The organism is Pantoea sp. GbtcB22 (assembly GCF_019091025.1).
Lineage (GTDB): Bacteria > Pseudomonadota > Gammaproteobacteria > Enterobacterales > Enterobacteriaceae > Pantoea > Pantoea leporis.
This window is the reverse complement of record NZ_JAGXKB010000001.1, coordinates 1,523,156-1,548,428: the sequence shown is the minus strand read 5'-3', so window position 1 is coordinate 1,548,428 and position 25,273 is coordinate 1,523,156. Positions and strand designations below refer to the sequence as shown.

Below are 25,273 nucleotides of genomic sequence, written 5' to 3'. Positions count from 1 at the left end.
TGGTTTTTCATTTTCAAGGTACTGAGTGTTATGCAAGAAACCAATAAGCTCAAACGCGGACTGAGCACGCGCCACATTCGCTTTATGGCGCTGGGATCGGCGATTGGCACCGGGCTGTTTTACGGCTCGGCAGATGCCATCAAAATGGCGGGTCCAAGCGTGCTGCTGGCGTACATCATCGGCGGTGCGGTGGCGTACATCATCATGCGTGCGTTGGGGGAAATGTCGGTCAACAACCCGCAGGCCAGCTCCTTCTCGCGCTATGCGCAGGATTATCTTGGCCCGCTGGCCGGATACATCACCGGCTGGACCTACTGTTTTGAAATCCTGATTGTGGCGATTGCCGACGTAACGGCTTTTGGTATCTACATGGGCGTGTGGTTCCCCGATGTGCCGCACTGGATTTGGGTGCTGAGCGTGGTGCTGATTATCGGCGCCATCAACCTGATGAGCGTGAAAGTCTTTGGCGAAGTGGAGTTCTGGTTCTCCTTTTTCAAAGTCGCCACCATCATCATCATGATTCTCGCCGGCTTCGGCATGATTTTCTGGGGCATCGGCAACGGCGGCCAGCCGACCGGCATTCACAATCTGTGGACCAACGGCGGCTTCTTCGCGCACGGCATTGTCGGCATGCTGCTGTCACTGCAGATGGTGATGTTTGCCTACGGCGGCATTGAGATTATCGGGATTACTGCCGGTGAAGCGGAAGATCCGAAGACCTCGATTCCACGCGCCATCAACTCCGTACCGATGCGTATTCTGGTGTTCTACGTTGGTACGCTGTTCGTCATCATGTCGATTTATCCGTGGAATCAGGTGGGCACTTCTGGCAGTCCGTTCGTGCTGACCTTCCAGCATTTGGGGATTGCGGCGGCGGCATCAATTCTTAACTTCGTGGTGCTGACGGCGTCGCTGTCGGCGATTAACAGCGATGTGTTTGGCGTGGGGCGTATGCTGCACGGCATGGCGCAACAGGGCCACGCACCGAAGGTATTCCAGAAGGTTTCGAATCGCGGAATTCCGTGGGTGACCGTTTTGGTGATGATGCTGGCGATGCTGATTGCGGTGTATCTCAACTACCTGATGCCAGAGAAAGTGTTCCTGGTGATCGCCTCGCTGGCGACCTTTGCTACCGTTTGGGTGTGGATCATGATTCTGCTGTCGCAGATCGCCTTCCGCCGCAAGATTGGCAAAGAGCAAGCCGGTAAGCTGGATTTTGCCATGCCGGGCGGTAGCGCCACCGCATGGTTCGGCGTGCTGTTCCTGGCCTTCATTATTGGGCTGATTGGTTACTTCCCGGATACGCGCGTGTCGCTGTACGTTGGTTTTGCGTGGATTGCGCTGCTATTACTGGCGTGGCCGCTAGTGAAAAAGCGTAAAAGCTGATGATATTGTAAGGTCGCCATTGATGGCGACCTTTTTTATCGATGACGATTAAAAATAATATTAAAAAATAATCACGCCATCCCGAAATAATAAAATGCCGAAAAATATCTCGGCGCATCCTGGCGCCGAAAAAGAACAACAAAAAAGGAGAAAATAAGTATTACTAAGGGATGTTTGACTTGCGCAGCATATCGTATTTTTATTGATGCCGGGATGTTTAAGAAAAAAAGAGAAAATTCTCACTTCGGAATAGAATATTACTTACAGCGCGCTTAAGTAATTTTGCATGAAGGTTAAGTTCGCATAAATTAACGAACTTAACCGATTACGGAAATTATAACGATAAATGCCCAGGCAGCAGCGCTTTCAGCTGCGGATAAATCACCGCATTAGCCAGCAGCACCGGATTGCCGTTCTGCAAGCCGTGATTAGCCAGATAATCGTTGGTAATGCCGCCCGCTTCGCGCATCAGCACAATGCCCGGCAAGCCATCCCACGGATTCATATGCGCTTCGTAGTAACCAATTAAGCGACCGGCCGCCGCCCATGCACTCATCAACGCCCCCGAGCCGTTGCGGATAAACATGCCGCCCTGCGCCAGTAATGCGCTGATAAAAGTGGTCAGCGGTTCAATCGGTTGGCTGTTGGAGCTGCTCAGACCAAGCAATCCCTGATCGAGCTGCTGCGCGCTGTGCGCCTGAATGCGCTTATCATTAACCCAAGCACCTTTGCCGCGGCAGGCGTGAAAGGTTTCATGATGATTGGGATCGCACACCACACCAATCACCGCTTCGTTTTCACAAACGATCGCCAGCGATACGCACCAGTTGTGCAAGCCGTTAAGAAAGCTGCTGGTGCCATCAATCGGATCGAGCACCCAGATAAAGCGTGCGCCAGCAGTATTGCCGCCGCTCTCTTCACCCAACACCGCATCGTCAGGAAAGCGTTCGTGGATCAGATGCTTGACCAAGGCCTCAACGTTGCGATCGGCTTCGCTGACCACATCCTGCAGATCTTTCTTATGCTCAACCACTAATTGATGACGTTGTTGATACCAGGATAGAGCCCGGCTGGCGGCGGTTTTGGCAACATCACAGGCGAAATGATAACGTGCGTCGAGTTCGGTAAGCGAAGCTGATGACATCTTTCCCTCTTATGATTTTCAGGCTGGCGAAGCAACAACAGACGCCAAAAATGGCGTATTGGCTGTGTGACGAAGTTAACAAAAGTTAAGAAAGGCTTCATTAAGCCGCAGATGGCTGCGCGTGACAAGAGGGGGAAAAGCCCGCCAGTGAAATTTTTCTTCTTACTGGCGGGTAATACGGGATGAAGCCTTAGTGGCGGGTTCTTACGCCAATTTGACGCATGTCATTACCGGTTGGCGATTGATGGACGCGCAGACCAAAAGTAGGTAGCACCGCGTAAATATGGTCAAAGATATCCGCTTGAATATTCTCGTACTCTTTCCACACCGTGGTGTTGGTGAACACATACACTTCCAGCGGCAGACCGTTTTCACCTGGCGCTAACTGCCGCACCATTAACGTCATCTCTTTGTGAATACGCGGATGCTGCTCCAGCCAGCTCTGCAGCCAGACGCGGAAGGTACCGATATTCGTCAGGCGGCGACCGTTGAGTGGCGAATCTAAATCACAGCCCAGTTGCGCATTCCATGCGGCCACTTCTTCGCTTTTGCTATCCAGATACGGTGCCAGCAGATGCGCACTTTTCAGCTGCTGCATCATGGCATCATCAAGGAAGCCAATACTGGTGGTATCAATATGAATGCTGCGCTTAATGCGACGCCCACCGGATTCCGACATGCCGCGCCAGTTTTTAAAGGAGTCGGAAATTAAGGCGTAAGCGGGAATGGTAACAATGGTGTTATCCCAGTTGCGCACTTTTACCGTGGTTAAAGAAATATCGATGACCGCACCGTCCGCGCCATATTTCGGCATTTCCAGCCAGTCATTCATTTTCAGCATATTATTGGCCGCTAACTGAATACCGGCCACCAGACCCAGAATTGGATCTTTAAATACCAGCATCAGCACCGCGGTCATGGCACCGAGTCCGGTGATCAATACGCCGGGCGATTTACCCAACAGCAGCGAAATAATCATGATTACCATTAAAATGGCGGCGATCAATTTCACGCTCTGGATAATACCGCGCAGCGGCAATTGCTGTGCCAGCATGCTGTTCGCGCTGAGCTGCTGCAGTAAATCCAGCAAGGAGAACAACATCAGCAGGGCGAAGATCATCATCCACAGCTGGGCGAAAATCAGCAGCGCTGCATAGATCTGAGCACTGTCGTGCAGGAAGAGTTCAGTCTGTAATTTGAATAGCACACCTTGCATCAGCCAGACGCTGCGGCTAAACAGGCGACTGTTAATCAGCGCTTTTGGCCACTGACGGCTACTTTTCTCGGTGTAGCGACGCAGCAGCGGCAAGATAGCGCGGTGCAGAATGGCGTGAGTAAGCAGTGAGATGGCAAAGATAATGGCAATCACTATCCCCAACGCCAGGATGTGCGTGTAGCTAAGACCGGCTTCTGCGAGCCGGTTGGCAATAAGATGCTGCATGAGATTTCCCTGAGTGTGACGAAGATTAAGGTCACGCAGGGTAGGTGATGGGAAATTTCCCGTCCAACAGACGGGTCTTGAATTACCTAATATTACAATTCCTGCGCGCGCGCGGCGGCCATTAAGCGCGGATAAAACTGGAAGAACAGCGGCTCAAGTTGCTCGTAGTGATCAACAAAATCCTGATAGGAGTCGCGCAGCGCGGCTAAGCGCGGACGGCGATGCGCCATGCCGTTGAGCACGCGTGCCAGCCGCGTTGGTTCGGCATAGTGCTCAAACCAGCGTTCGCGCCACATCACTGCGTTCAGCTCGATGAAACCTTCCGGCGTGCCCGCCAGCTGCGGCACGATGTTTTGTTCAGCCGCCGCGGTAAACGCCACCAGCGACTGCGTTGGGTGGAATTCATCCCAGTGTAGCGCGAGGAAGTGGTCCCAAATCACGTCGAGCGTGATGGGGGCCACGCGGCGCGTTTCCGGACGAAATAGCGCACGCGCAATCCGCACTTCGGGCAGGTTATCGGTCAGGGCGTCGAGGCGACGATGCATGGCAATGCCATCCACCACCGATGCAGGCCATTGTGATTGCACGTTGCCGCGTACGAAATCGGCCATGAGATTGCCCAGCAGAGAGCTGTTAGCCAGCTGCGCCAGGTGAAGGTGAGCGAGAAAGTTCATGGCGCATTATATACACGTCATACTTCAAGTTACAGGTGCGGGAGCTGCTCTCGTTTGCCGCCTGCCTGTACCTCGAATTATTTTGTGTATTCGCAGAATCACAGAAGCGCAGCCAGTTGTTCAGAATTTGCCGCTTTTCCGCTAGACTATGCCGCCTGATTTTAAGTCCTGAAGAAGTGAAGCATGCGCGTAGCCGATTTTACCTTTGAGTTGCCAGAATCCTTAATCGCCCACTATCCGCAGGCGCAGCGAAGCGGTTGCCGCTTGCTGTCGCTGGATGGTCCAAGCGGCGCGTTAAGCCACGGCGTATTTACAGACGTGATGGATAAGCTCAATCCGGGCGATCTGCTGGTGTTCAACAACACCCGCGTGATTCCGGCGCGCGTCTTTGGGCGTAAAGCCAGCGGCGGCAAAATCGAGATGCTGGTTGAGCGCATGCTGGACGATAAGCGCGTGCTGGCGCACGTGCGCGCCTCCAAAGCGCCCAAGCCGGGCGCAGCGCTGCTGCTGGGCGATGACGAAAGTGTCAAAGCCACGATGGTGGCGCGCCATGACACACTGTTTGAGATCGCCTTCGAAGACGATCGCGCGGTGCTGGATATTCTCAACAGCGTCGGCCATATGCCGCTGCCGCCGTATATTGATCGTCCGGATGAAGATGCTGACCGTGAGCTGTACCAGACCGTGTACGGCGTGCGTCCCGGCGCCGTCGCCGCACCGACCGCCGGTTTGCACTTTGACGAGCCGCTGCTGGAAGCGCTGAAAGCTAAAGGCGTCGAGATGGCGTTTGTCACACTGCACGTCGGTGCCGGGACTTTCCAGCCGGTGCGCGTTGAAACCATCGAGGATCACATCATGCATGCCGAATACGCGGAAGTGCCGCAGGATGTGGTGGATGCGGTGCTGGCGTGTAAAGCACGCGGCAACAAAGTGGTCGCCGTGGGCACCACCTCAGTACGTTCGCTGGAGAGCGCCGCGAAGGCCAGCCAGGATGCGCTGATTGCACCCTTCTTCGATGACACACAGATTTTCATCTATCCCGGCTATCACTATCAGGTGATCGATGCGCTGATCACCAACTTCCATCTGCCGGAATCGACCCTGATTATGCTGGTTTCGGCCTTTGCTGGTTATCAGCACACCATGGCGGCTTATCACAGCGCGGTGGCAGAGCAGTACCGTTTCTTTAGCTACGGGGATGCGATGTACATCACCCGTAATCCACAAGCGCCTGACGAAAGCGTCGGCGCATAATTGAATCAGACTGTTTCTCTGATCAGAGGTTAATGTGAAATTTGAATTAGATACTACCGACGGGCGCGCGCGCCGTGGCCGTCTGGTCTTTGATCGTGGCGTTGTTGAAACCCCAGCATTTATGCCCGTGGGCACTTACGGCACGGTGAAAGGCATGACGCCGGAAGAAGTGAAAGAGACCGGCGCGCAGATCCTGCTCGGCAACACCTTCCACCTGTGGCTGCGCCCAGGTCAGGAGATCATGAAACTGCACGGCGACCTGCACGATTTCATGAACTGGCAAGGACCGATCCTTACCGATTCCGGCGGCTTCCAGGTGTTCAGCCTTGGCGATATCCGTAAGATCACCGAAGCGGGCGTGCACTTCCGTAACCCGATCAACGGCGATCCGATTTTCCTCGATCCGGAAAAGTCGATGGAGATTCAGTTCGATCTCGGTTCTGACGTGGTGATGATCTTCGACGAATGTACGCCATATCCGGCGGATTGGGATTACGCCAAACGTTCGATGGAGATGTCGTTGCGCTGGGCACAACGCAGCCGCGATCGCTTCGATTCACTCGGCAATAAAAATGCATTATTTGGCATTATTCAGGGTGGTGTTTACGAAGATTTACGAGATGTCTCGGTTAAAGCTCTGGTAGAGATTGGCTTTGATGGGTACGCTGTGGGCGGCCTGGCGGTGGGTGAACCTAAAGAGGACATGCACCGAATCCTGGAGCACGTCTGTCCGCAAATTCCGCAAGACAAACCGCGTTATTTGATGGGCGTCGGCAAGCCAGAAGATCTGGTGGAAGGCGTTCGCCGCGGTATCGATATGTTTGACTGCGTTATGCCAACGCGCAATGCGCGCAATGGTCATCTGTTTGTTACCGATGGCGTGGTGAAAATTCGTAATGCCCGGTATAAAGATGACACCGCAACGCTGGATGCAGAGTGTGATTGTTACACCTGTCGCAATTATAGCCGCGCCTACTTGCATCATCTTGATCGCTGTAACGAAATACTGGGCGCACGCCTGAATACGATTCACAATCTGCGCTATTACCAGCGTTTGATGGCCGGTTTACGTAAGGCTATCGAAGAGGGTAAATTAGAGCACTTTGTTAGCGAGTTCTACCAACGGACGGGGAAGGCGGTTCCTCCGCTGAACGTCTGATAATTCATCAATGAGGGAAATTTAATGAGCTTTTTCATTTCTGACGCCGTAGCCGCAGCAGGCGCACCGTCTCAGGGAAGTCCGTATTCTCTGGTGATCATGCTGGTGGTATTTGGTCTGATCTTCTACTTCATGATTCTGCGTCCACAGCAGAAGCGTACTAAAGATCACAAGAAACTGATGGATTCCATCTCTAAAGGTGATGAAGTGCTGACCAGCGGTGGTTTAGTTGGCCGTGTGACCAAAGTGGCAGAAACTGGCTATGTTTCTATTGCCCTGAACGACACCACTGAAGTAGTTGTTAAACGTGATTTCGTGGCCGCCGTTCTGCCGAAAGGTACTTTGAAGGCGCTGTAATTTTTTCTTCCCGAAGGGAACTGCCGTGTTAAACCGTTATCCTTTGTGGAAGTACATCATGCTGGTCGTCGTGATTCTCGTCGGCCTGCTCTATGCGCTTCCTAACCTTTATGGTGAGGATCCGGCCGTTCAGATCACTGGTGCGCGCGGTGGCGCCGCCAGTGAGCAAACGTTGGATCAGATCCAGACCGTATTAAAACAAGACAATATCGAGAGCAAATCCCTCGCTCTGGAAAATGGTGCCATTCTGGCCCGCTTTGCAACGCAGGATGGACAGCTGCGCGCGCGTGATGCACTCACCAGCGCGCTGGGCGAAGACTACATTGTGGCCCTTAACCTTGCGCCGGCAACGCCTCGCTGGCTGAGCATGCTGTCCGCGGAACCGATGAAACTCGGTCTTGATCTGCGCGGCGGCGTTCACTTCCTGATGGAAGTGGATATGGATACGGCTCTGGGCAAACTGCAAGAGCAGAACGCCGACAGCCTGCGCAGCGATCTGCGCGACAAAAGCATTCCGTATACCACCGTTAATAAAATCGCGAACTATGGCGTAGAAGTGCGTTTCCGTGACGGCGCCAGCCGTGATGCGGCAATCAGCTACTTGTCTACTCGCCACCGTGATCTGGTGATCTCAAGCCAGGGCAGCGATGCGCTGCGTGCGGTGATGAGTGATGCGCGTCTGAGCGAAGCGCGTGAATATGCGGTGCAGCAAAACATCACCATTCTGCGTAACCGTGTGAACCAGCTCGGCGTTGCCGAACCGCTGGTGCAGCGTCAGGGTTCTGACCGCATCGTGGTGGAACTGCCGGGTATTCAGGACACCGCGCGCGCGAAAGAGATTCTGGGCGCAACTGCCACGCTGGAATTCCGTCTGGTGAACACCAGCGTGGATCCAACCGCAGCGGCCAGCGGCCGTGTGCCCGGCGATTCGGAAGTGAAGAAAACCCGCGACGGGCAGCCAGTGGTGCTGTACAAGCGTGTGATTCTGACCGGTGATCACATCACTGATTCCACGTCGAGCATGGATGAGTACAACCAGCCGCAGGTGAACATTTCACTGGATGGCGCGGGCGGCAACATGATGTCCAACTTCACCAAGGACAACATCGGTAAGCCGATGGCGACCCTGTTTGTGGAGTACAAAGACAGCGGTAAGAAAGATGCCAACGGCCGGTCGATTCTGGTGAAACAGGAAGAAGTGATTAACGTGGCGAACATTCAGTCGCGCCTCGGTAACAGCTTCCGTATCACCGGTATCAATAATGCAAACGAAGCACGTCAGCTGTCGCTGCTGCTGCGCGCGGGTGCGTTGATTGCGCCAATCCAGATTGTAGAAGAGCGTACTATCGGCCCAACCATGGGTCAGCAGAACATCACACAAGGCCTCGAAGCCTGCCTGTGGGGTTTGATTGCCTCGATCCTGTTCATGGTGGTGTTCTACAAGAAGTTTGGTCTTATCGCTACCAGCGCGCTGCTGTGTAACCTGGTGCTGATTGTCGGCATCATGTCACTGCTGCCAGGCGCGACGCTCACCATGCCGGGTATTGCCGGTATCGTGCTGACGCTGGCGGTTGCGGTCGATGCTAACGTGTTGATTAACGAACGTATTAAAGAAGAGTTGCGTAACGGACGCTCGGTACAGCAGGCGATTCATGAAGGCTATAAAGGCGCCTTCTCCAGTATCGTCGATGCCAACGTCACTACGCTGATCAAAGTTATCATTCTTTATGCGGTCGGTACCGGTTCAATCAAAGGCTTTGCGATTACTACGGCTATCGGTATCGCAACCTCAATGTTTACCGCTATCGTCGGCACCCGTGCCATCGTTAACCTGGTGTACGGCGGCAAACGCATCAACAAGCTGTCTATCTGAGGAGTGCGTTGTGGCACAGGAATATAGTATTGAGCAGCTAAACCACGGTCGTAAAGTCGTCGACTTTATGCGCTGGGATAAGCTGGCTTTCATCATCTCCGGTCTGCTGATTGTGGCATCTATCGTCATTGTCGGTGTGCGAGGCTTCAACTGGGGCCTCGACTTTACCGGCGGAACGGTGATTGAGATTAACCTGGAAAAACCAGCGGATCTCGACGCGCTGCGTGAAGGTTTGGTGAAAGCGGGCTTTGAAGAGCCGCTGGTGCAGAACTTTGGTAGCAGCCGTGATGTGATGGTGCGTATGCCTCCGGCCACCGGCAATGCCGGCACCGAACTGGGCAATAAAGTGCTGGCTTCCATTAGCCAGACCACGCAGCAGAACGCTACCGTGAAACGTATCGAGTTCGTTGGCCCAAGCGTGGGTAGCGATCTGGCGCAGGCCGGTGCGATGGCGCTTCTGTCAGCGCTGATTGCGATTTTGATCTACATCGGCTTCCGCTTTGAGTGGCGTTTAGCGCTCGGCACCGTACTGGCGCTGGCGCACGATGTGATCATCACCTGTGGCATTTTGTCGCTGGCGCACGTCGAAATCGACCTGACGATAGTCGCTTCATTGATGTCGGTAATTGGTTACTCGCTTAACGATAAGATCGTGGTATCCGACCGTATTCGTGAGAACTTCCGCAAGATCCGCCGCGGTTCTTCTTACGACATCACTAACGTGTCGCTGACCCAGACGCTGAGCCGTACCTTGATCACCTCCATCACCACGCTGGCGATGATCATGATCCTGTTCGTGTTTGGTGGTGCGTTGCTGAAAGGTTTCTCACTGACCATGCTGATCGGTGTCACCATTGGTACCATTTCATCGATTTATGTCTCTTCAGCGCTGGCGCTGAAACTCGGCATGAAGCGTGAACATATGCTGGTACAGAAAGTGGAAAAAGAGGGCGCAGATCAGCCTTCGATTCTGCCGTAACGCGGAGTCAGAAAGTAAACGGGCTGCCATTGGCAGCCCGTTTTTTTATGCCTGTCGATCAGGGCGTGGTTTTCGTCGCTGGAGGCTCAACATCGTGCACGCGCACGTAGCCGAGTTGCTCCGGAGTTAACCCGCTGAGTCGCAGCGGTACGCTAACGGAACTGCGCGGCATTAACTGTGCAGGAACCTCGATGGTCTGGCTCAGGCTGCCCGCGCTAAGCGGTTTGCCGCTGGCCGGATCCATTTCGCCCCATACCACGGTCGCGCGCAGTGCCGGAATCGGCTGATCATCGGTTGAGCGGATATTCAGATTGGCGCGACTGCCGCTGGCTTCACCCGCCACCTGCGAGAGTGACAAACGCAATTTACCTAGCTGCGTCTGTAACTCCACCGGCGTATTGGCTTGCGGCAACAGCCACGCGCCCTGGGTGGATTGGCTGTTCAGCTGTCCCTGAATCTCCAGCGCCGTTGCCTGATTGGTCAGCTTGCGCATCTGCTGATTAAGCTGACTCACCTCCTGATGCAACTCTTTGACCTGCGGTGAAACCGGCGTTGAACTGCAACCACTGAGAACCAGCAAAGAGAGTGCTGCCGGAGCCCAAAACGTCCTGATCGTCATGCAATGTCCTTTCTTTATTCGGGAATTCGTAAAACCTGGCCAGGGTAGATCTTATCAGGATGCGTCAGCATTGGCTTGTTCGCTTCGAAAATCTTGTTGTATTCATTAGGATTTCCGTAGACCTCTTTCGATACCGCACTCAAGGTATCGCCTTTTTTCACGGTATAGAATTTCGCGGGCGTAGCGGCATCGCTGGCGGTGACCTTGTCATCCACCTTGGTGATGCCCGCGACGTTACCGGCGGCCACCAGAATCTTCTCTTTTAACTCCTGAGAGATGCCATCACCAGTCACAGTAACGGTATCGCCTTTGACATCCACCTTGACCTTATCGCTGTCGGGCAAACCGAGTTTGTTGATGTGATCCTGCAATTTCTTGCTGGCATCGTCGCCGCCGCCACTGACGGCATCCCACAGTTTTTCTCCAGCATCTTTCACGAAATCAAACAGACCCATACATCCTCCAGATTTTTATGATGTTGGCCGCCTTGCTGGCGGCTCTTTAAGCGTAGTGGTTTTTTGCCTGTGGTCATGTAGGTGATGTCTTGCATTTGGCTTAACGTCACAAACGGGGATTCACACATTATGTGCCACACACATACATTTTGTGGCGCGATCGCGCTACACTGTGTGGCCTATTTATCTCGCATCAGGAAGCCTCATGCATTGCCCATTCTGCTCCGCTGTGGACACCAAAGTGATTGATTCTCGTCTGGTTAGTGAAGGATCGTCGGTGCGTCGCCGTCGTCAGTGTCTGGTGTGTCATGAGCGTTTTACCACCTTTGAAGTGGCAGAGTTGGTGATGCCGCGCGTGGTAAAAAGCAACGATGTGCGTGAACCCTTCAATGAAGACAAGCTCAGCAGCGGCATGATTAAGGCGCTGGAAAAACGCCCCGTCAGCGCCGATGCGGTTGAAAGCGCGGTCAATCATATTAAAACTCAGCTGCGTGCCACCGGTGAACGCGAAGTGCCAAGCGCACTGATCGGCAATCTGGTGATGGATGAGCTGAAAAAGCTCGATAAAGTGGCCTACATTCGCTTTGCCTCGGTCTATCGCAGCTTCGAAGATATTCGCGATTTTGGTGAAGAGATCGCCCGCCTACAGGACTAATCCATGACTGACGAACGCTATATGGCGCGCGCGCTGGAACTGGCGCGGCGCGGACGCTTTACCACCACACCTAACCCCAACGTCGGCTGCGTGATTGTGCGCGAGGGCGAGATTGTCGGCGAAGGCTGGCATCAGCGCGCCGGCGAACCGCATGCCGAAGTGCATGCGCTGCGTATGGCGGGCGAACGAGCTGCTGGCGCAACCGCGTATGTCACGCTGGAACCTTGTAGCCACCATGGACGCACGCCGCCGTGCTGCGATGCGCTGATTGCCGCAGGCGTGACGCGCGTGGTCGCCGCGATGCAGGATCCCAATCCGCAGGTGGCAGGACGTGGACTCTACCGTTTACAGCAGGCGGGCATCGACGTCAGTCATGGCCTGATGATGAACGAAGCGGAAGCGCTGAACCGGGGTTTTCTCAAACGTATGCGGACCGGATTCCCGTGGATCCAGCTGAAACTCGGCGCATCCCTTGATGGCCGCACCGCCATGGCGAGTGGCGAAAGTCAGTGGATCACCTCCGCGGCCGCAAGGCGCGATGTGCAACGTTTACGCGCCCAGAGTTCAGCTATTCTTAGCACCAGCGCCACGGTGTTGGCTGACAATTCGTCGCTCACGGTACGCTGGAGTGAATTGAATGAAGAGGTGCGTGCGCAGCTTGATGAAAGCCAGCTGCGTCAGCCGGTGCGCGTGGTGATTGATAGCCAACAGCGCGTCACGCCGCAACACCGACTGATCGACCAGCCAGGCGAAACCTGGCTGATGCGCAGCGAGCCCGATCAACACGCGTGGCCCGCCAGCGTGACCCAGATTGCGGTGCCCCAGCGTGGTGAACAGCTTGATTTGGTCGCGATGATGATGTTGCTCGGCCAGCGCCAGATCAACAGCGTGTGGGTGGAAGCGGGTGCCGGATTAGCGGGTGCTTTGCTGCAAGCGGGCCTGGTGGATGAGCTGATTGTTTACATGGCGCCAAAGCTGTTAGGAAATGCCGCACGCGGCCTGTGCACGCTGCCCGGACTGGAACAGCTGGCCGATGCGCCGGCCCTGAATTTTAGCGATGTGCGCTTGGTTGGCGAGGACCTGCGCCTGACGCTGACGCCGCGCTGAAAGCGCGCGGAAAAGCCTGAGCGCGTCGCCAAAGAGTATGATAGAATCCGCCCCCTTCTGCGGGGCCATAAAACAACCCAAAGGATATGTATGAAAGTTATCGAAGCTCCTGTTGCCACGCCTGATGCAAACATTGCCATCGTAATTGCGCGTTTTAACAACTTCATTAATGACAGCCTGCTGGACGGCGCGATTGACGCACTTAAGCGCATCGGCCAGGTGAAAGCAGATAACATCACCGTTGTCTGGGTTCCAGGTGCATACGAACTGCCGCTGGCAGCACGCGCACTGGCGAAAGCCGGTAAGCACGACGCCATTGTTGCGTTGGGCACTGTCATCCGTGGCGGCACCGCACATTTCGAATATGTGGCCGGTGAAGCCAGCTCGGGCATTGCGCACGTCGCGATGACCAGCGAAATCCCGGTGACCTTCGGCGTGTTGACCACTGAAAATATCGAGCAGGCGATTGAACGCGCCGGCACGAAAGCAGGTAATAAAGGTGCCGAAGCGGCCCTGACTGCACTCGAAATGATCAACGTATTGAAAGCCATCAAAGCCTGATTTTTGTAAGGGGAATTTTGTGAAACCTGCTGCTCGTCGTCGCGCCCGTGAGTGCGCTGTCCAGGCGCTTTACTCCTGGCAGCTGTCTAAGAACGACATTGCCGATGTGGAATACCAGTTTCTGGCGGAACAAGACGTCAAAGACGTCGATATTAGCTATTTCCGCGAATTGCTGGCCGGTGTGGCGACTAACAGCGCGTACCTGGACGGTCTGATGAAGCCTTACCTGTCGCGTCAGCTGGAAGAGCTGGGCCAGGTAGAAAAAGCCATCCTGCGTATTTCGCTGTATGAGCTGAGCAAGCGTTCTGATGTGCCGTATAAAGTGGCCATCAACGAAGGCATCGAGTTGGCAAAAGTGTTTGGTGCTGAAGACAGCCACAAATTCGTCAACGGTGTGCTCGACAAAGCTGCCCCGCAAATTCGACCAAACAAAAAATAGCGTTAAAGGCCGGTTATCCGGCCTTTTTCTCATTGAGACCTGACTTATGTCTTGTGGTGAATTCGAACTGATTGCACGTTACTTTAACCGCGTCACCAGCTCCCGCCGCGATGTGGAGAAAGGAATTGGTGACGACTGCGCGTTACTTAACGTGCCAGAAAAACAGACACTTGCCATCAGCACCGACACGCTGGTTGCAGGCGTCCACTTCTTACGTGATATCCATCCCGCCGATCTCGGCTACAAAGCCGTCGCCGTTAATCTCAGTGATTTAGCCGCCATGGGCGCCGATCCGGCCTGGCTGACGCTGGCATTAACGCTGCCTGAAATCGATGAACCGTGGGTGGCGGCCTTTAGCGACAGCCTGTTTGAGCTGCTGGATTATTACGATATGCAGCTGATTGGTGGCGATACCACGCGCGGACCGCTGAGCATGACGCTCGGCATTCACGGTTTAGTGCCAGTGGGAAGGGCGCTGAAACGTTCGGGCGCGAAGCCAGGCGACTGGATCTTTGTCACCGGCACCTTGGGTGACAGCGCGGCCGGTTTGTCGCTGCTGCAGCATCGCCATCGCCTGAACGATCCGGCGGTGCACGAAGCGTTGATCAAACGCCATTTGCGTCCAATGCCGCGCGTGCTGCAAGGCCAGGCGCTGCGGGGGCTGGCAACCTCGGCGATCGATATCTCTGATGGCCTGATTTCCGATCTCGGCCATGTGCTGACCGCCAGCCGCGTTGGCGCTCGCATCAATCTCGACGCGTTACCGCTTTCAGCTGCCCTGCGCGATCACTTCGAGCCTGAACTGGTGCTGAAATGGGCGTTGAGCGGCGGCGAAGATTACGAGCTGTGCTTTACCGTGCCAGAAGTGAACCGTGGCGCGATCGACGTGGCGCTCGGCCATTTTGGTGTGCCTTATACCTGTATTGGGCAGATTGCACCCGAATCGGAAGGGCTGAGTTTGCTGGAGAACGGCAAGCCACGCAGTGTAGATGTGAAAGGGTTTGATCACTTCGGCGCGAAGTAAATTGCCCTCACCCTAACCCTCTCCCACAAGTGGGAGAGGGGACAATTAGGTAGGGACTGCTCGTTCTGCTCCAACAAGTGAGAGAAGGAACGATTAGGTGGGTACTGCACGTTCTGCTCCCTCGCCCGCTTGCGGGAGAGGGCTGGGGTGAGGGGAATGGTCTACCTTACTCAAACCCTACCACCGGATGCGGTTGATATACCGTTTCCAGCTCGGCAATCTCATTCTCACTTAATTCAACATCCACCGCTTTCACCAGCTCGGCGAACTGTTGCTCGCGCGAAGCGCCAATGATCGGCGCGGTGACCGCCGGTTTATGTAATAGCCACGCCAGCGCCACCTGCGCGCGCGTCACGCCTTTATCGGCGGCTACATTAGCCAGACGCTCGGCAATTGCCGCATCGTTCTCTTCGGTGCCGGTATACAGCTTCTCCATCACATTATCCGATACCGAACGTGCGGTGGTTTCGCCCCATGGACGCGTGAGTTTACCGCGCGCCAGCGGGCTCCACGGCAGCACCGCGATCCCTTCGCGCTGACACAGCGGATGCATGTCATTCTCTTCCTCACGCTGAATCAGGTTGTACTGATCCTGCATGCTGACAAAGCGCGCCCAGTTATTTTGCTTTTGCAGTTCCAGCGCCTGAGCAAACTGCGATGCGTGCATTGATGATGCGCCGATGTAACGCGCCTTGCCGGATTTCACCACTTCATGCAGCGCTTCCAGCGTCTCTTCAATCGGCGTGGCGTAATCCCAGCGGTGAATCTGCAGCAGATCGACATATTCCATACCAAGGCGCGTCAGGCTGTCATCAATCGATTGCAGGATATTCTGACGCGACAAGCCTTGTGACAGATTACTCAGCGGGAAATAGACCTTGGTGGCGACCACAACCTGATCGCGGCGGGCAAAATCTTTCAGCGCCCGGCCCACGATCTCTTCGCTGCTGCCATCGGAATAGCTGTTAGCGGTATCGAAGAAGTTGATGCCGGCCTCCAGCGCCTGCTTGATCAACGGTCGGCTGCTCTCTTCAGGCAGCGTCCACGCGTGATTGCCGCGCGTGGGATCGCCGTAAGTCATGCAGCCTAAACAGAGACGTGAAACCTGTAAGTCGGTTTGGCATAGGGGAATAATTTTCATCTATTTGGGCTCCTGCTCTTATGCTTGAGGGAAATCGTTCCCTAAGCATAGCAGCAGGCTCGCTCACCGGGCGGTGAGCGAGTCGGGCAGATTACTGGGCGAGCCAGTCAGTGATTTGCTGCTGAATACCGGCGGCATCCAGCTGATAATCCTGACGTACTTCTTCCTGCGTACCTTGCGGGATGAACTCATCCGGCAGGCCGAGGTTGAGCACTGGCACGCGCAAGCGTTTTGCCATCACGTACTCGTTGACACCGCTGCCGGCGCCGCCTTTGATGGCGCCTTCTTCCAGCGTAACCAGCGAATCGTGGCTGGCCGCCAGCTCGGCAATCAGTGCTTCATCGAGTGGCTTCACAAAACGCATATCCACCAGCGTGGCATTCAGCGCTTCCGCAGCGGCAGCGGCTTCTGGCAGCAAAGTACCGAAGTTAAGGATCGCCAGCTTTTCGCCGCGACGCTTCACTATACCTTTGCCCAGCGGCAAGCTCGCCAGCGGTTCCAGCGTTGCGCCGGTGCCGGTACCGCGCGGGTAACGCACCGCACTTGGGCCATCCTGATAGTGATATCCGGTATAAAGCATCAGACGACATTCGTTTTCATCGCTTGGCGTCATGATCACCATCTCTGGCACGCAGCGTAAGAACGCGATATCAAATGCGCCCTGATGAGTTTGACCATCCGCGCCGACAATACCGCCGCGATCGATAGCAAACAGCACCGGCAATTTCTGGATGGCGACATCGTGGATCAGCTGATCGTAGGCGCGCTGCAGGAAGGTCGAGTAGATCGCCACAACCGGTTTGTAACCACCAATCGCCATACCCGCCGCGAACGTTACCGCGTGCTGCTCGGCAATCGCCACATCAAAATATTGCTGCGGATAGTCGCGTGAGTAACTCACCATGCCCGAACCTTCGCGCATCGCTGGCGTGACCGCCATCAGGCGCGGATCGTCAGCCGCCATTTCGCTCAGCCAGTTGCCGAAAATCTTCGAGTAGCTTGGCAAGCCCGGCACGCTTTTCGGCAGCGCCAGGCTGGCGGGATCGAACTTCGGTACCGCATGCCAGGTAATCGGATCTTCTTCCGCCGGGGCATAACCTTTGCCCTTTTTGGTCATGATGTGCAGGAACTGCGGACCTTTCAGATCGCGCATGTTCTTCAGCGTGCTCACCAGCGTCAGCACGTCGTGACCATCTACCGGGCCGATGTAGTTAAAGCCCAGCTCTTCAAACAGCGTACCCGGCACCACCATGCCTTTCAGGTGCTCTTCTGTGCGCTTCACCAGCTCTTTAATCGGCGGCAAACCGCCCAATACACGCTTGCCGCCTTCGCGCAGGCGTGAATAGGTTTTCCCGGAGAGAATCTGTGCCAGGCGATTGTTGAGTGCACCCACGTTCTCGGAGATCGACATCTCGTTGTCGTTGAGGATCACCAGCATATCCGGCTTGATGTCACCGGCGTGGTTCATGGCTTCAAACGCCATGCCAGCGGTTATCGCGCCATCGCCAATAATACAGGCGGTGCGGCGGCCTTTGCCTTCACGTTCGGCGGCAACAGCCATGCCGAGCCCGGCGCTGATCGAGGTGGAGGAGTGACCTACGCTCAGCACGTCGTACTCACTCTCACCGCGCCACGGGAACGGATGCAGGCCATTTTTCTGGCGGATGGTGCCGATACGATCGCGGCGTCCGGTCAGAATTTTGTGCGGATAGGCCTGATGTCCCACGTCCCACACCAGATGATCAAAGGGGGTGTTATAAACATAATGCAGCGCCACTGTTAGCTCGACGACGCCCAGACCCGATGCAAAGTGGCCGGAAGATCGGCTCACGCTATCCAGCAGATACTGACGCAGTTCGTCACACAGCTCCGGAAGTTTTTCTTTCGGTAATAAACGTAATTCCTGAACCGTGTTGGCTAACGCCAGTGTCGGGTATTTTGCAATATCAAAACTCATCAGAGACTCATTATGAAAGTTATTTATCGCGTTCAATTATGAAGCTTGCCAGCGCTTGTAAGGCGAGTGTGTTGTAAGACTGTGCCGCCAGAATATCGAGCGCGCCGAGCGCCTCTTGATAAAGATCCCAGGCTTTACTGCGGGCATTTTCCAGCCCCATCAATGAAGGATAGGTGCTTTTACCCAATGCCTGATCCGCGCCCTGTGTTTTTCCTAACACGGCGGTATCGCCGACCACATCGAGGATGTCATCCTGCACCTGAAACGCCAGTCCGATGGCATTGGCGTAGGTATCCAGTAGCGGCATCGCGGCGCGGCCACGATCGCCGGCGGCTAATGCGCCAAGACGTACCGCGGCGCGAATTAACGCGCCGGTTTTATGGCGGTGAATCTGTTCCAGCTGCGCCAGACCGATGCTTTTGCCTTCCGCTGCCAAATCCAGTGCCTGACCGCCGCACATGCCTGCCACGCCGCTGGCCTGCGCCAGTTCGGAAATCATCGCAATACGCGCGTCGGCGCTGACGCCAGGCATCGACTGGTCGGCCAGAATCGAAAAGGCCAAAGTTTGCAGAGCATCGCCGGCGAGAATCGCCGTGTCTTCACCATATTTAATATGGCAGGTTGGCTGCCCGCGGCGTAACGCATCGTCGTCCATCGCCGGCAGATCGTCATGAATCAGGGAATAAGCATGGATGCATTCCACGGCCGCAGCCGGCACATCGAGGCTGGCGGCATCGGCCTTCAGCATTTCGCCTGTTGCGTACACCAGAAAGGGACGCAGACGCTTACCGCCTAATAATGCCCCATACTCCATGGCATTCACCAGAGGAGAACTCTGAAAAGGAAGTGGATCTATTAAGCGCGTCAATGCCTGATTAACGCGTTGATGGTAAGCGCTCAGCAGTTTAGCAAAATCCATTACTCATTTTCCGGGGTAAAAGGGGCGAGGGCGGCATCTTTCTCATCGCTAAGCAGAATTTGCACACGCTGCTCTGCCTGCTGCAGGGTTTGCTGACCGGTACGTGCCAATTGTACGCCGCGTTCAAATTCGTTCAGCGCCTGCTCTAACGGCAGCTCGCCACTTTCCAGGCGGGTAACAATCTGTTCCAGCTGCTCTAATGCGCTTTCAAAACTGGCAGGCGCTTCGGCTTTTTTCGGCATAATCAGTGTCGACTCACAGGTTAGGAGATCATCTTGCAATCGGTCATGGTAGCTGACGAGGATTAATTAGCAAAATAATGAATGTGATGAAGGTTGCTTAAAGCAGTCACCCGGCAAAGGTGATATACTTTTGCGCCTCGGATGCGGGGGCTCCTGAATTAACCCGCAATTATATGATTTTAACAGTTAAGTGCCGATGCTTTTAGCACTTATTTGTCCAAACGAACCCCTGTCGCCATGAAGTTTATCGTCAAGCTGTTTCCAGAAATCACCATCAAAAGTCAGTCGGTACGTCTGCGCTTTATCAAAATTCTCTCCAGTAGCATTCGTAATATTCTGCGCACCGTGGATGAAGAGATTAAAGTCGTGCGCCATTGGGACCACATTGAAGTGCGTTCTAAGAATGAGTCGCTGCGCGAGACCCTTGTCACCGAACTGACGCGCATTCCGGGCATTCACCATGTGCTGGCGGTGGAAGATCGCGCCTACACCGATATGCACGACATCTTCGAGCAGACGCTGGTGCTGAACCGCGAGCGTCTGGAAGGCAAAAGCTTCTGCGTGCGCGTCAAGCGTCGCGGCAAGCACAGCTTCAGCTCGCAGGACGTGGAACGCTACGTTGGCGGCGGCCTTAACCAACACATCGCCAGCGCGCGCGTGCAGCTCAATCGTCCGGAAGAAACGGTGAATCTGGAGATCGACGACGATCGCCTGTTGCTGATCACCGCACGCTATGAAGGCTTAGGCGGATTCCCGATTGGTACCCAGGAAGATGTTCTGTCACTGATTTCCGGTGGTTTCGATTCTGGCGTCTCGAGCTACATGCTGATGCGTCGCGGCTGCCGCGTGCATTACTGCTTCTTCAACCTTGGCGGTGCGGCACACGAGATTGGCGTGCGCCAGGTTGCACACTACCTGTGGCAGCGCTTTGGTCGCTCACACCGCGTACGTTTCGTAGCGATCAACTTCGAGCCGGTAGTCGGTGAGATTCTGGAGAAAGTGGACGACGGCCAAATGGGCGTGGTGCTGAAGCGTATGATGGTGCGTGCGGCGTCAATGGTGGCGGAACGTTACGGCGTGCAGGCGCTGGTGACCGGCGAAGCGCTGGGCCAGGTTTCCAGCCAGACGCTGACCAACCTGCGTTTGATCGATAACGCCTCCGATACGCTGATTCTTCGTCCGCTGATCTCCCATGACAAAGAGCACATCATTGATGTGGCGCGTAAGATCGGCACCGAAGATTTTGCCCGCACCATGCCAGAATATTGCGGCGTGATTTCGAAAAGCCCAACCGTTAAAGCGGTGAAGGGCAAGATTGAAGCGGAAGAGCAAAACTTCGATTTCGAGATCCTTCATCGCGTGGTGCAGGAAGCCAGCAACGTCGATATCCGTGAAATCGCCGAGCAGACGGAGGAAGAAGTGGTGGAAGTTGAAACCGTTGACTCCTTCATCAGCAACGACGTGGTGCTGGATATCCGTTCGGCCGATGAGCAGGAGGCGAATCCGCTGATCGTCGAAGGCGTTGAAGTAAAAACTCTGGCGTTCTACAAACTCAGCACCCAGTTTGGCGACCTGGACCAGAGTAAAACCTGGCTGCTGTATTGCGATCGCGGTGTGATGAGTCGCTTGCAGGCGCTCTATCTGCATGAGCAGGGCTTCAAAAACGTGAAGGTTTATCGTCCATAAGCGATAAACCGTAGCGGCGCGATGAATCACGCGTATTTCATGCGGCATCAGCGTTGCAGTGAAATGCGCAATTAATTGCGCCGCTACAATCATGTGCAGCTTGTTGTAACAACGTTACCGCTCTTCAAACTCCTGATAATTATAAATCCCTGCTGCTAACACCAGCTGTGAAGCCACTTCACGCGCGGTCTCTTTATTCACCAGCAAATCAATCAGCTTCAACGCAAAATCCATTGCGGTGCCCGGTCCCTGGCTGGTCAGCAGATTAACGCGCGGATCCCACACCACGCGGCGCTCCATCCATTTGCTGTCGGGAATGGTGTCACGCAGGCCGGGAAAACCGGTCATATTGCCGACGGGAAACAGATTGTGCGCGACCAAAACCGTGCCCGGCGCGGCACAAATCGCCGCCACAATCTTGCTGGAGAGATGGAACTGGCGCACGGTTTCCACCAGCAGCGGGCTGTCGCGGAAGGTCTGCGCGCCTTTCAAACCGCCGGGCAGCACAATCGCGTCGTAGTCGTTATCCGCCACCTCTACCAAATGCGCATCCGCCAGCAGACGCACGCCGCGCGAACAGACGATCTCACGCGTGCCATCGCTCTCCACGCTGGCGGTGGTGACGCTTAATCCGCCGCGTACCAGCAAATCGATAGTGGTGACCGCTTCGGTCTCTTCACTTCCATGTGCCAGGCAAACCAGAACCGATGCGTTCGCGCTCATAGTGGGACTCCTTACGTTTAATCAGATCGTACAAACGGGTGTTTTCCGGCAGTGAAATGCCCTGCGCGCGGGCGCGACGCAACAGGTAGCCGGTGATGTAATCAATTTCGGTCAGACGCTGCGCACGCACATCCTGCAACATTGATGAGGTATTGGCGGCGGTGCTCTCGATCACGTCGTAAATGATGTCGCGCAGATTATCCACCGCCATGTGCTGGCCTTCGCGCTCCATCACCCAGGCGATCTCTTCGCACAGCAGCGCGACTTGTTCCGGCCAGGCGCGCAGCGCCCCGTTCTGGCAATCGTGCTCAACGGTCATCGGATTGATCACGCAGTTGATTGCCAGCTTGCGCCAGCTGGCGGCGGCGATGTTGTCATGCCAGGCCACATCCGGCAGCGCCTGATGCAGAATATCGGCGATATCGCTCAGTGCGGCGCTCTCACGATTAGCAGGGCCGATATGGGTGATGCCGTGCGCAATATGCTTAATCACCGTGCCGTCGCGCATTGCCGCGTGCGTGGTGATGCCGCGCAACAGCGGCTGACGCAAATCTTTCAGCTCTTCCAACGTTCCCATGCCGTTATGCAGCAGCAGAATTGGCGCGTGCGTCGGCAGCACGCTTTGCAGATTTTTCACCGCAGGTGAAACCTGGGGCGCTTTGAGCGTCACCAGTAACAGCTGGCTTTCGGCGAGGAACAGCGGATCATTGGCAATAAAGGTGTGATTGCTCACATGGCCTTGCGGATCGACTACGTTGGCTGAGCAATAGGGCTGCGGTACACGTAACCAGCCCTGCACCTCATGTCCCTGACGGGCGAGAGCGGCGAGCCAAATTTGACCTAAGGCGCCACACCCCAACACGGTAATTTTCATTTTGCCTCCCGTGGGCGGGTTCCTGTTTTCACGTTACGGGTAAGTATAGCTTTCCGCGTATCGTGTTTTATTAGCGCCACAAGACGCGTATTATGCATGTCACTTTAGTATCAGGAGAAGAAAAGATGCCATCTTTCGATATCGTTTCCGAAGTCGAATTGTCGGAAGTGCGAAATGCCGTGGAGAATGCGAACCGCGAGATCTCAACTCGTTTCGATTTCCGTAACGTGAGTGCAACCATTGAGCTCAACGAAAAGAATGAGACCATCAAACTCAGCAGCGAATCTGATTTCCAGGTCAAGCAGCTGGTGGATATTCTGCGCGAAAAGCTGCTGAAGCGTGGCATTGAAGGCGCAGCGATTGAAGTGCCAGAAGAGATCGTGCACAGCGGTAAAAGCTGGTCGGTGGAAGCCAAGCTGAAGAAAGGTATCGAAAGCGATATCGCGAAAAAGCTGGTGAAGCTGATTAAAGACAGCAAGCTGAAAGTGCAGACGCAGATTCAGGGTGAAGAACTGCGCGTAACCGGTAAGTCACGCGACGACCTGCAAGGTGCGATGGCGCTGGTGCGCGGTGGCAACCTCGGTCAGCCTTTCCAGTTCAAAAACTTCCGCGACTAATCGCGTTTGTCGCGCGCCGCACGACGATAAAGCGTGCTGCGCGCGACGCCTAAGGCTTCCGCCGTTTTACTGATATTACCATTGAAGCGCTGCAGCGTTTCGCTGATCAACCGCCTATCATGACTCTGCCGATCGGACTGTGGCTGCACCGCCGCACGCCGATACTCTGCCGGTAAATGGACCTCTGTCACTTCTTCACCTTCATCCGCCAGTGCCAACAGCACGCGTAACAAGCTGCGCAATTGCCGCACGTTACCCGGCCACGGCAGCTGCGCCAGAGCCGTCAACAGCGCAGGTGAGAGCTGAATATCGCGATCCGCGCCGCCCAGCTCCAGCCATAATCGACGGATAAAACCTTCCACATCCGGCCAGGCGCGGAGCGGCGGAATGGTCATCGAGAATTCCTGCAGGCGATAGAGCAAATCTTCGCGGAATTCGCCTTCGGCCACGCGCTGTGCCAAATCGCGGTGCGTGGCGCTGATCACCGCGAAATTCACCGGCCAGCTGCGGCTGGATCCGAGCGGCGCCACCTCTTTCTCCTGCAACACGCGTAGCAAGCGGGTTTGTAGTGCCAGCGGCATATCGCCAATTTCATCAAGGAACAGCACGCCGCCATCCGCTTCACGGATTTTGCCGATGTAACCATTCTTGCTCGCGCCGGTGAACGCGCCGGGTTGATAGCCAAACAGCTCAGATTCAATCAGCGCTTCGGGGATGGCCGCGCAGTTAATGGCAACGAATTTGCCTTCGCGCCAGCGGCTTTGCTGATGCAGTGCGCGGCTGACATACTCTTTGCCGCTGCCGGTTTCGCCGTGAATGCACAGTGAAACGCCGGCATTGAGCAGTCGCACCATCTTCTCGCCATTGCGCCCCAGTGAGAAAGGCAGCTCGCTGGCGGGTTCACTCGGCGTGGCAAAATGGCTGCGCTGCGGCGCTCGCAGGCGAAAATAGTAGCGCTGCGTGGCGTAATCGAGCGGAGCGGGAATGCTGTTGGCGTGCTGCTGCTGTTGCGGGAACAGTTGTTGAAAGGTCACGCTGCCGAGTTGCCCGACGCTCAGCGCCAGTTCGCGCATCGCCAGACGATTGGCGGCGGTCAGGACGTTATCCGAGAACACCAGCAGCAGTTCATCGCTGGTATCGATGCCCTGCGGCTGCAGATGCAGGCTCATCAACCATTGCTGCGGATGCAGGCTCTGCTTCACCCACAAATATTCGATCTGTTTCGCCGCCGCTTTCACCCAGCTAAAGGTCTGCGGATGCGGGAAGTGCGCCGGGCCGGAAATATCCAGCACGCCAGCAATCTGACCGTTGGGCATTTGCAGCGGCATCGCCGCACAGTACAAACCTTGATTGAGCGTCAGGAAGTGCTGATGACCTTGAATCTCGCAGCCATCATCAATCGCCAGCGCGGTGCCAATCGCATTGGTGCCACGCCCGCATTCACTCCATAAATTACCCGGCGCCAGCGCATAACGTTGGGCTTTTTCCAGCGAGGGCATATCGCCAAAGGTATTGAGCACCAAACCGGTGGCATCCGACAAAATCACCACCGATTGCTTCTCGGCCAGCTTCTGCGCCAGCTGTTTGATCACCGGCTGCGCGAATTGCTGCAGCCCGGCATTGCTGGCAAGCACATCGGCCAGTTCACCCTGACGAACACGCGGAAAATCATCGGCGGTGCGATCGAGACCATACAGCTGGCTACGGAACCAGGAGTCGCTTAATAGCGGATTGGCGTTAACGGCAGACGCGGATGGATGTCCCTGCATTGATGACCTCATGCCCAAGCGAAAGTGTTGCGACATTGTAGCGGGTCGGTTTCTGTACTGTTGCGATACGCAACACAGATGGTGAACTTTTCTGCACAACATAGCCAGGTCATGTTGTGCGGCGGCTCTTAACTTAATGATGATATTGGTTTTTTAATGAAATATCGTCTGATGAAAAAAGCTGGCACGCCCGCTGCAATAGCTCCTCTGACAGCACG

Annotated in this window: 25 protein-coding genes; 13 read left to right on the top strand and 12 right to left on the bottom strand. The window is 55.3% G+C overall.

All coding sequences use genetic code 11. The features are described from left to right. Positions 1 to 30: 30 nt before the first annotated feature. On the top strand, positions 31 to 1,386 hold the full coding sequence (gene proY / locus KVT28_RS07315) for a proline-specific permease ProY (protein WP_101762450.1): 1,356 nt from the start codon (positions 31 to 33) through the stop codon (positions 1,384 to 1,386). Positions 1,387 to 1,720: 334 nt separating this feature from the next. Here proY and KVT28_RS07310 read toward each other — a convergent pair whose 3' ends face one another. From KVT28_RS07310 to KVT28_RS07300, 3 genes are all read right to left on the bottom strand, one after another. Beyond that, a complete protein-coding gene (locus tag KVT28_RS07310) occupies positions 1,721 to 2,530 on the bottom strand; it encodes an inositol monophosphatase (RefSeq protein ID WP_101762449.1) in 810 nt (269 codons plus the stop codon). 190 nt (positions 2,531 to 2,720) lie between these two features. Next, positions 2,721 to 3,971: a mechanosensitive ion channel family protein gene (locus KVT28_RS07305; protein WP_217547405.1), complete on the bottom strand. Its 1,251-nt coding sequence runs from the start codon at positions 3,969 to 3,971 to the stop codon at positions 2,721 to 2,723. A gap of 92 nt (positions 3,972 to 4,063) precedes the next feature. Beyond that, on the bottom strand, positions 4,064 to 4,645 hold the full coding sequence (locus tag KVT28_RS07300; RefSeq protein WP_217547403.1) for an ACP phosphodiesterase: 582 nt from the start codon (positions 4,643 to 4,645) through the stop codon (positions 4,064 to 4,066). 183 nt (positions 4,646 to 4,828) lie between these two features. On the opposite strand from KVT28_RS07300, the gene queA reads away from it, so the two are divergent. The 5 genes from queA to secF are packed head-to-tail and all read left to right on the top strand — an operon-like array spanning position 4,829 to position 10,267. Beyond that, on the top strand, positions 4,829 to 5,899 hold the full coding sequence (queA, locus tag KVT28_RS07295) for a tRNA preQ1(34) S-adenosylmethionine ribosyltransferase-isomerase QueA (RefSeq protein WP_210081249.1): 1,071 nt from the start codon (positions 4,829 to 4,831) through the stop codon (positions 5,897 to 5,899). Between the two features lie 34 nt (positions 5,900 to 5,933). Next, entirely contained in the window at positions 5,934 to 7,058 is a 1,125-nt protein-coding gene (gene tgt, locus KVT28_RS07290; RefSeq protein WP_217547401.1) for a tRNA guanosine(34) transglycosylase Tgt, read from the top strand. A 24-nt stretch (positions 7,059 to 7,082) separates the two neighbouring features. Continuing rightward, positions 7,083 to 7,415, top strand: coding sequence for a preprotein translocase subunit YajC (gene yajC / locus KVT28_RS07285; protein ID WP_008103990.1), 333 nt, complete (start codon positions 7,083 to 7,085; stop codon positions 7,413 to 7,415). Positions 7,416 to 7,440: 25 nt separating this feature from the next. Then, a complete protein-coding gene (gene secD / locus KVT28_RS07280) occupies positions 7,441 to 9,288 on the top strand; it encodes a protein translocase subunit SecD (RefSeq protein ID WP_101762445.1) in 1,848 nt (615 codons plus the stop codon). Positions 9,289 to 9,298: 10 nt separating this feature from the next. Next, entirely contained in the window at positions 9,299 to 10,267 is a 969-nt protein-coding gene (gene secF, locus KVT28_RS07275; protein WP_101762444.1) for a protein translocase subunit SecF, read from the top strand. A 58-nt stretch (positions 10,268 to 10,325) separates the two neighbouring features. Here the strand turns inward: secF and KVT28_RS07270 are convergent, their stop codons facing one another. Together KVT28_RS07270 and lysM are read right to left on the bottom strand one after the other, a co-directional pair. After that, entirely contained in the window at positions 10,326 to 10,886 is a 561-nt protein-coding gene (locus tag KVT28_RS07270) for a DUF3251 domain-containing protein (protein ID WP_217547398.1), read from the bottom strand. 14 nt (positions 10,887 to 10,900) lie between these two features. Next, positions 10,901 to 11,341, bottom strand: a complete 441-nt coding sequence (gene lysM / locus KVT28_RS07265; protein WP_101762442.1) for a peptidoglycan-binding protein LysM — start codon at positions 11,339 to 11,341, stop codon at positions 10,901 to 10,903. Positions 11,342 to 11,546: 205 nt separating this feature from the next. Here lysM and nrdR point away from each other — a divergent pair, with 205 nt between their 5' ends. The 5 genes from nrdR to thiL all read left to right on the top strand — a co-directional run bounded on the left by nrdR (position 11,547) and on the right by thiL (position 15,127). Next, positions 11,547 to 11,996 carry a transcriptional regulator NrdR gene (gene nrdR, locus KVT28_RS07260; protein WP_008103978.1) on the top strand — a complete coding sequence of 150 codons (450 nt, stop codon included), beginning with the start codon at positions 11,547 to 11,549 and terminating at the stop codon, positions 11,994 to 11,996. Positions 11,997 to 11,999: 3 nt separating this feature from the next. Next, complete coding sequence (gene ribD / locus KVT28_RS07255; RefSeq protein ID WP_217547396.1) at positions 12,000 to 13,103, top strand: bifunctional diaminohydroxyphosphoribosylaminopyrimidine deaminase/5-amino-6-(5-phosphoribosylamino)uracil reductase RibD; 1,104 nt, start codon at positions 12,000 to 12,002, stop codon at positions 13,101 to 13,103. 90 nt (positions 13,104 to 13,193) lie between these two features. Beyond that, positions 13,194 to 13,664 (top strand): 6,7-dimethyl-8-ribityllumazine synthase, encoded by a 471-nt coding sequence (gene ribE, locus KVT28_RS07250; RefSeq protein ID WP_007887008.1) that lies wholly within the window; start codon positions 13,194 to 13,196, stop codon positions 13,662 to 13,664. Between the two features lie 19 nt (positions 13,665 to 13,683). Next, positions 13,684 to 14,103: a transcription antitermination factor NusB gene (gene nusB / locus KVT28_RS07245; RefSeq protein ID WP_007887007.1), complete on the top strand. Its 420-nt coding sequence runs from the start codon at positions 13,684 to 13,686 to the stop codon at positions 14,101 to 14,103. Between the two features lie 46 nt (positions 14,104 to 14,149). Further along, complete coding sequence (gene thiL, locus KVT28_RS07240) at positions 14,150 to 15,127, top strand: thiamine-phosphate kinase (RefSeq protein WP_101762440.1); 978 nt, start codon at positions 14,150 to 14,152, stop codon at positions 15,125 to 15,127. Between the two features lie 166 nt (positions 15,128 to 15,293). Here thiL and KVT28_RS07235 read toward each other — a convergent pair whose 3' ends face one another. From KVT28_RS07235 to xseB, 4 genes are all read right to left on the bottom strand, one after another. Further along, positions 15,294 to 16,268 carry an aldo/keto reductase gene (locus KVT28_RS07235; protein WP_217547393.1) on the bottom strand — a complete coding sequence of 325 codons (975 nt, stop codon included), beginning with the start codon at positions 16,266 to 16,268 and terminating at the stop codon, positions 15,294 to 15,296. A gap of 91 nt (positions 16,269 to 16,359) precedes the next feature. Then, positions 16,360 to 18,225, bottom strand: coding sequence for a 1-deoxy-D-xylulose-5-phosphate synthase (gene dxs, locus KVT28_RS07230; protein ID WP_101762438.1), 1,866 nt, complete (start codon positions 18,223 to 18,225; stop codon positions 16,360 to 16,362). A 19-nt stretch (positions 18,226 to 18,244) separates the two neighbouring features. Next, on the bottom strand, positions 18,245 to 19,144 hold the full coding sequence (gene ispA, locus KVT28_RS07225) for a (2E,6E)-farnesyl diphosphate synthase (protein WP_217547391.1): 900 nt from the start codon (positions 19,142 to 19,144) through the stop codon (positions 18,245 to 18,247). Then, positions 19,144 to 19,386 (bottom strand): exodeoxyribonuclease VII small subunit, encoded by a 243-nt coding sequence (gene xseB, locus KVT28_RS07220; protein WP_217547389.1) that lies wholly within the window; start codon positions 19,384 to 19,386, stop codon positions 19,144 to 19,146. The genes ispA and xseB overlap by 1 nt, the downstream gene beginning before the upstream one ends. Before the next feature lie 237 nt (positions 19,387 to 19,623). Here xseB and thiI point away from each other — a divergent pair, with 237 nt between their 5' ends. Further along, complete coding sequence (thiI, locus tag KVT28_RS07215; protein ID WP_110867750.1) at positions 19,624 to 21,072, top strand: tRNA uracil 4-sulfurtransferase ThiI; 1,449 nt, start codon at positions 19,624 to 19,626, stop codon at positions 21,070 to 21,072. A 114-nt stretch (positions 21,073 to 21,186) separates the two neighbouring features. On the opposite strand, the gene yajL is transcribed toward thiI, so the two are convergent. Beyond that, positions 21,187 to 21,795 carry a protein deglycase YajL gene (gene yajL, locus KVT28_RS07210; protein WP_217547386.1) on the bottom strand — a complete coding sequence of 203 codons (609 nt, stop codon included), beginning with the start codon at positions 21,793 to 21,795 and terminating at the stop codon, positions 21,187 to 21,189. Continuing rightward, a complete protein-coding gene (panE, locus tag KVT28_RS07205) occupies positions 21,749 to 22,669 on the bottom strand; it encodes a 2-dehydropantoate 2-reductase (RefSeq protein WP_217547384.1) in 921 nt (306 codons plus the stop codon). Before panE ends, yajL begins: the two co-directional genes overlap by 47 nt. 125 nt (positions 22,670 to 22,794) lie before the next feature. Between panE and KVT28_RS07200 the strand changes: the two genes are divergently transcribed. Further along, on the top strand, positions 22,795 to 23,286 hold the full coding sequence (locus KVT28_RS07200; RefSeq protein WP_101762432.1) for a YajQ family cyclic di-GMP-binding protein: 492 nt from the start codon (positions 22,795 to 22,797) through the stop codon (positions 23,284 to 23,286). Here KVT28_RS07200 and KVT28_RS07195 read toward each other — a convergent pair. Continuing rightward, positions 23,283 to 25,055, bottom strand: coding sequence for a sigma-54-dependent Fis family transcriptional regulator (locus KVT28_RS07195; RefSeq protein WP_217547382.1), 1,773 nt, complete (start codon positions 25,053 to 25,055; stop codon positions 23,283 to 23,285). The two genes, KVT28_RS07200 and KVT28_RS07195, sit on opposite strands and share 4 nt — an antisense overlap. Between the last annotated feature and the right edge of the window lie 218 nt (positions 25,056 to 25,273).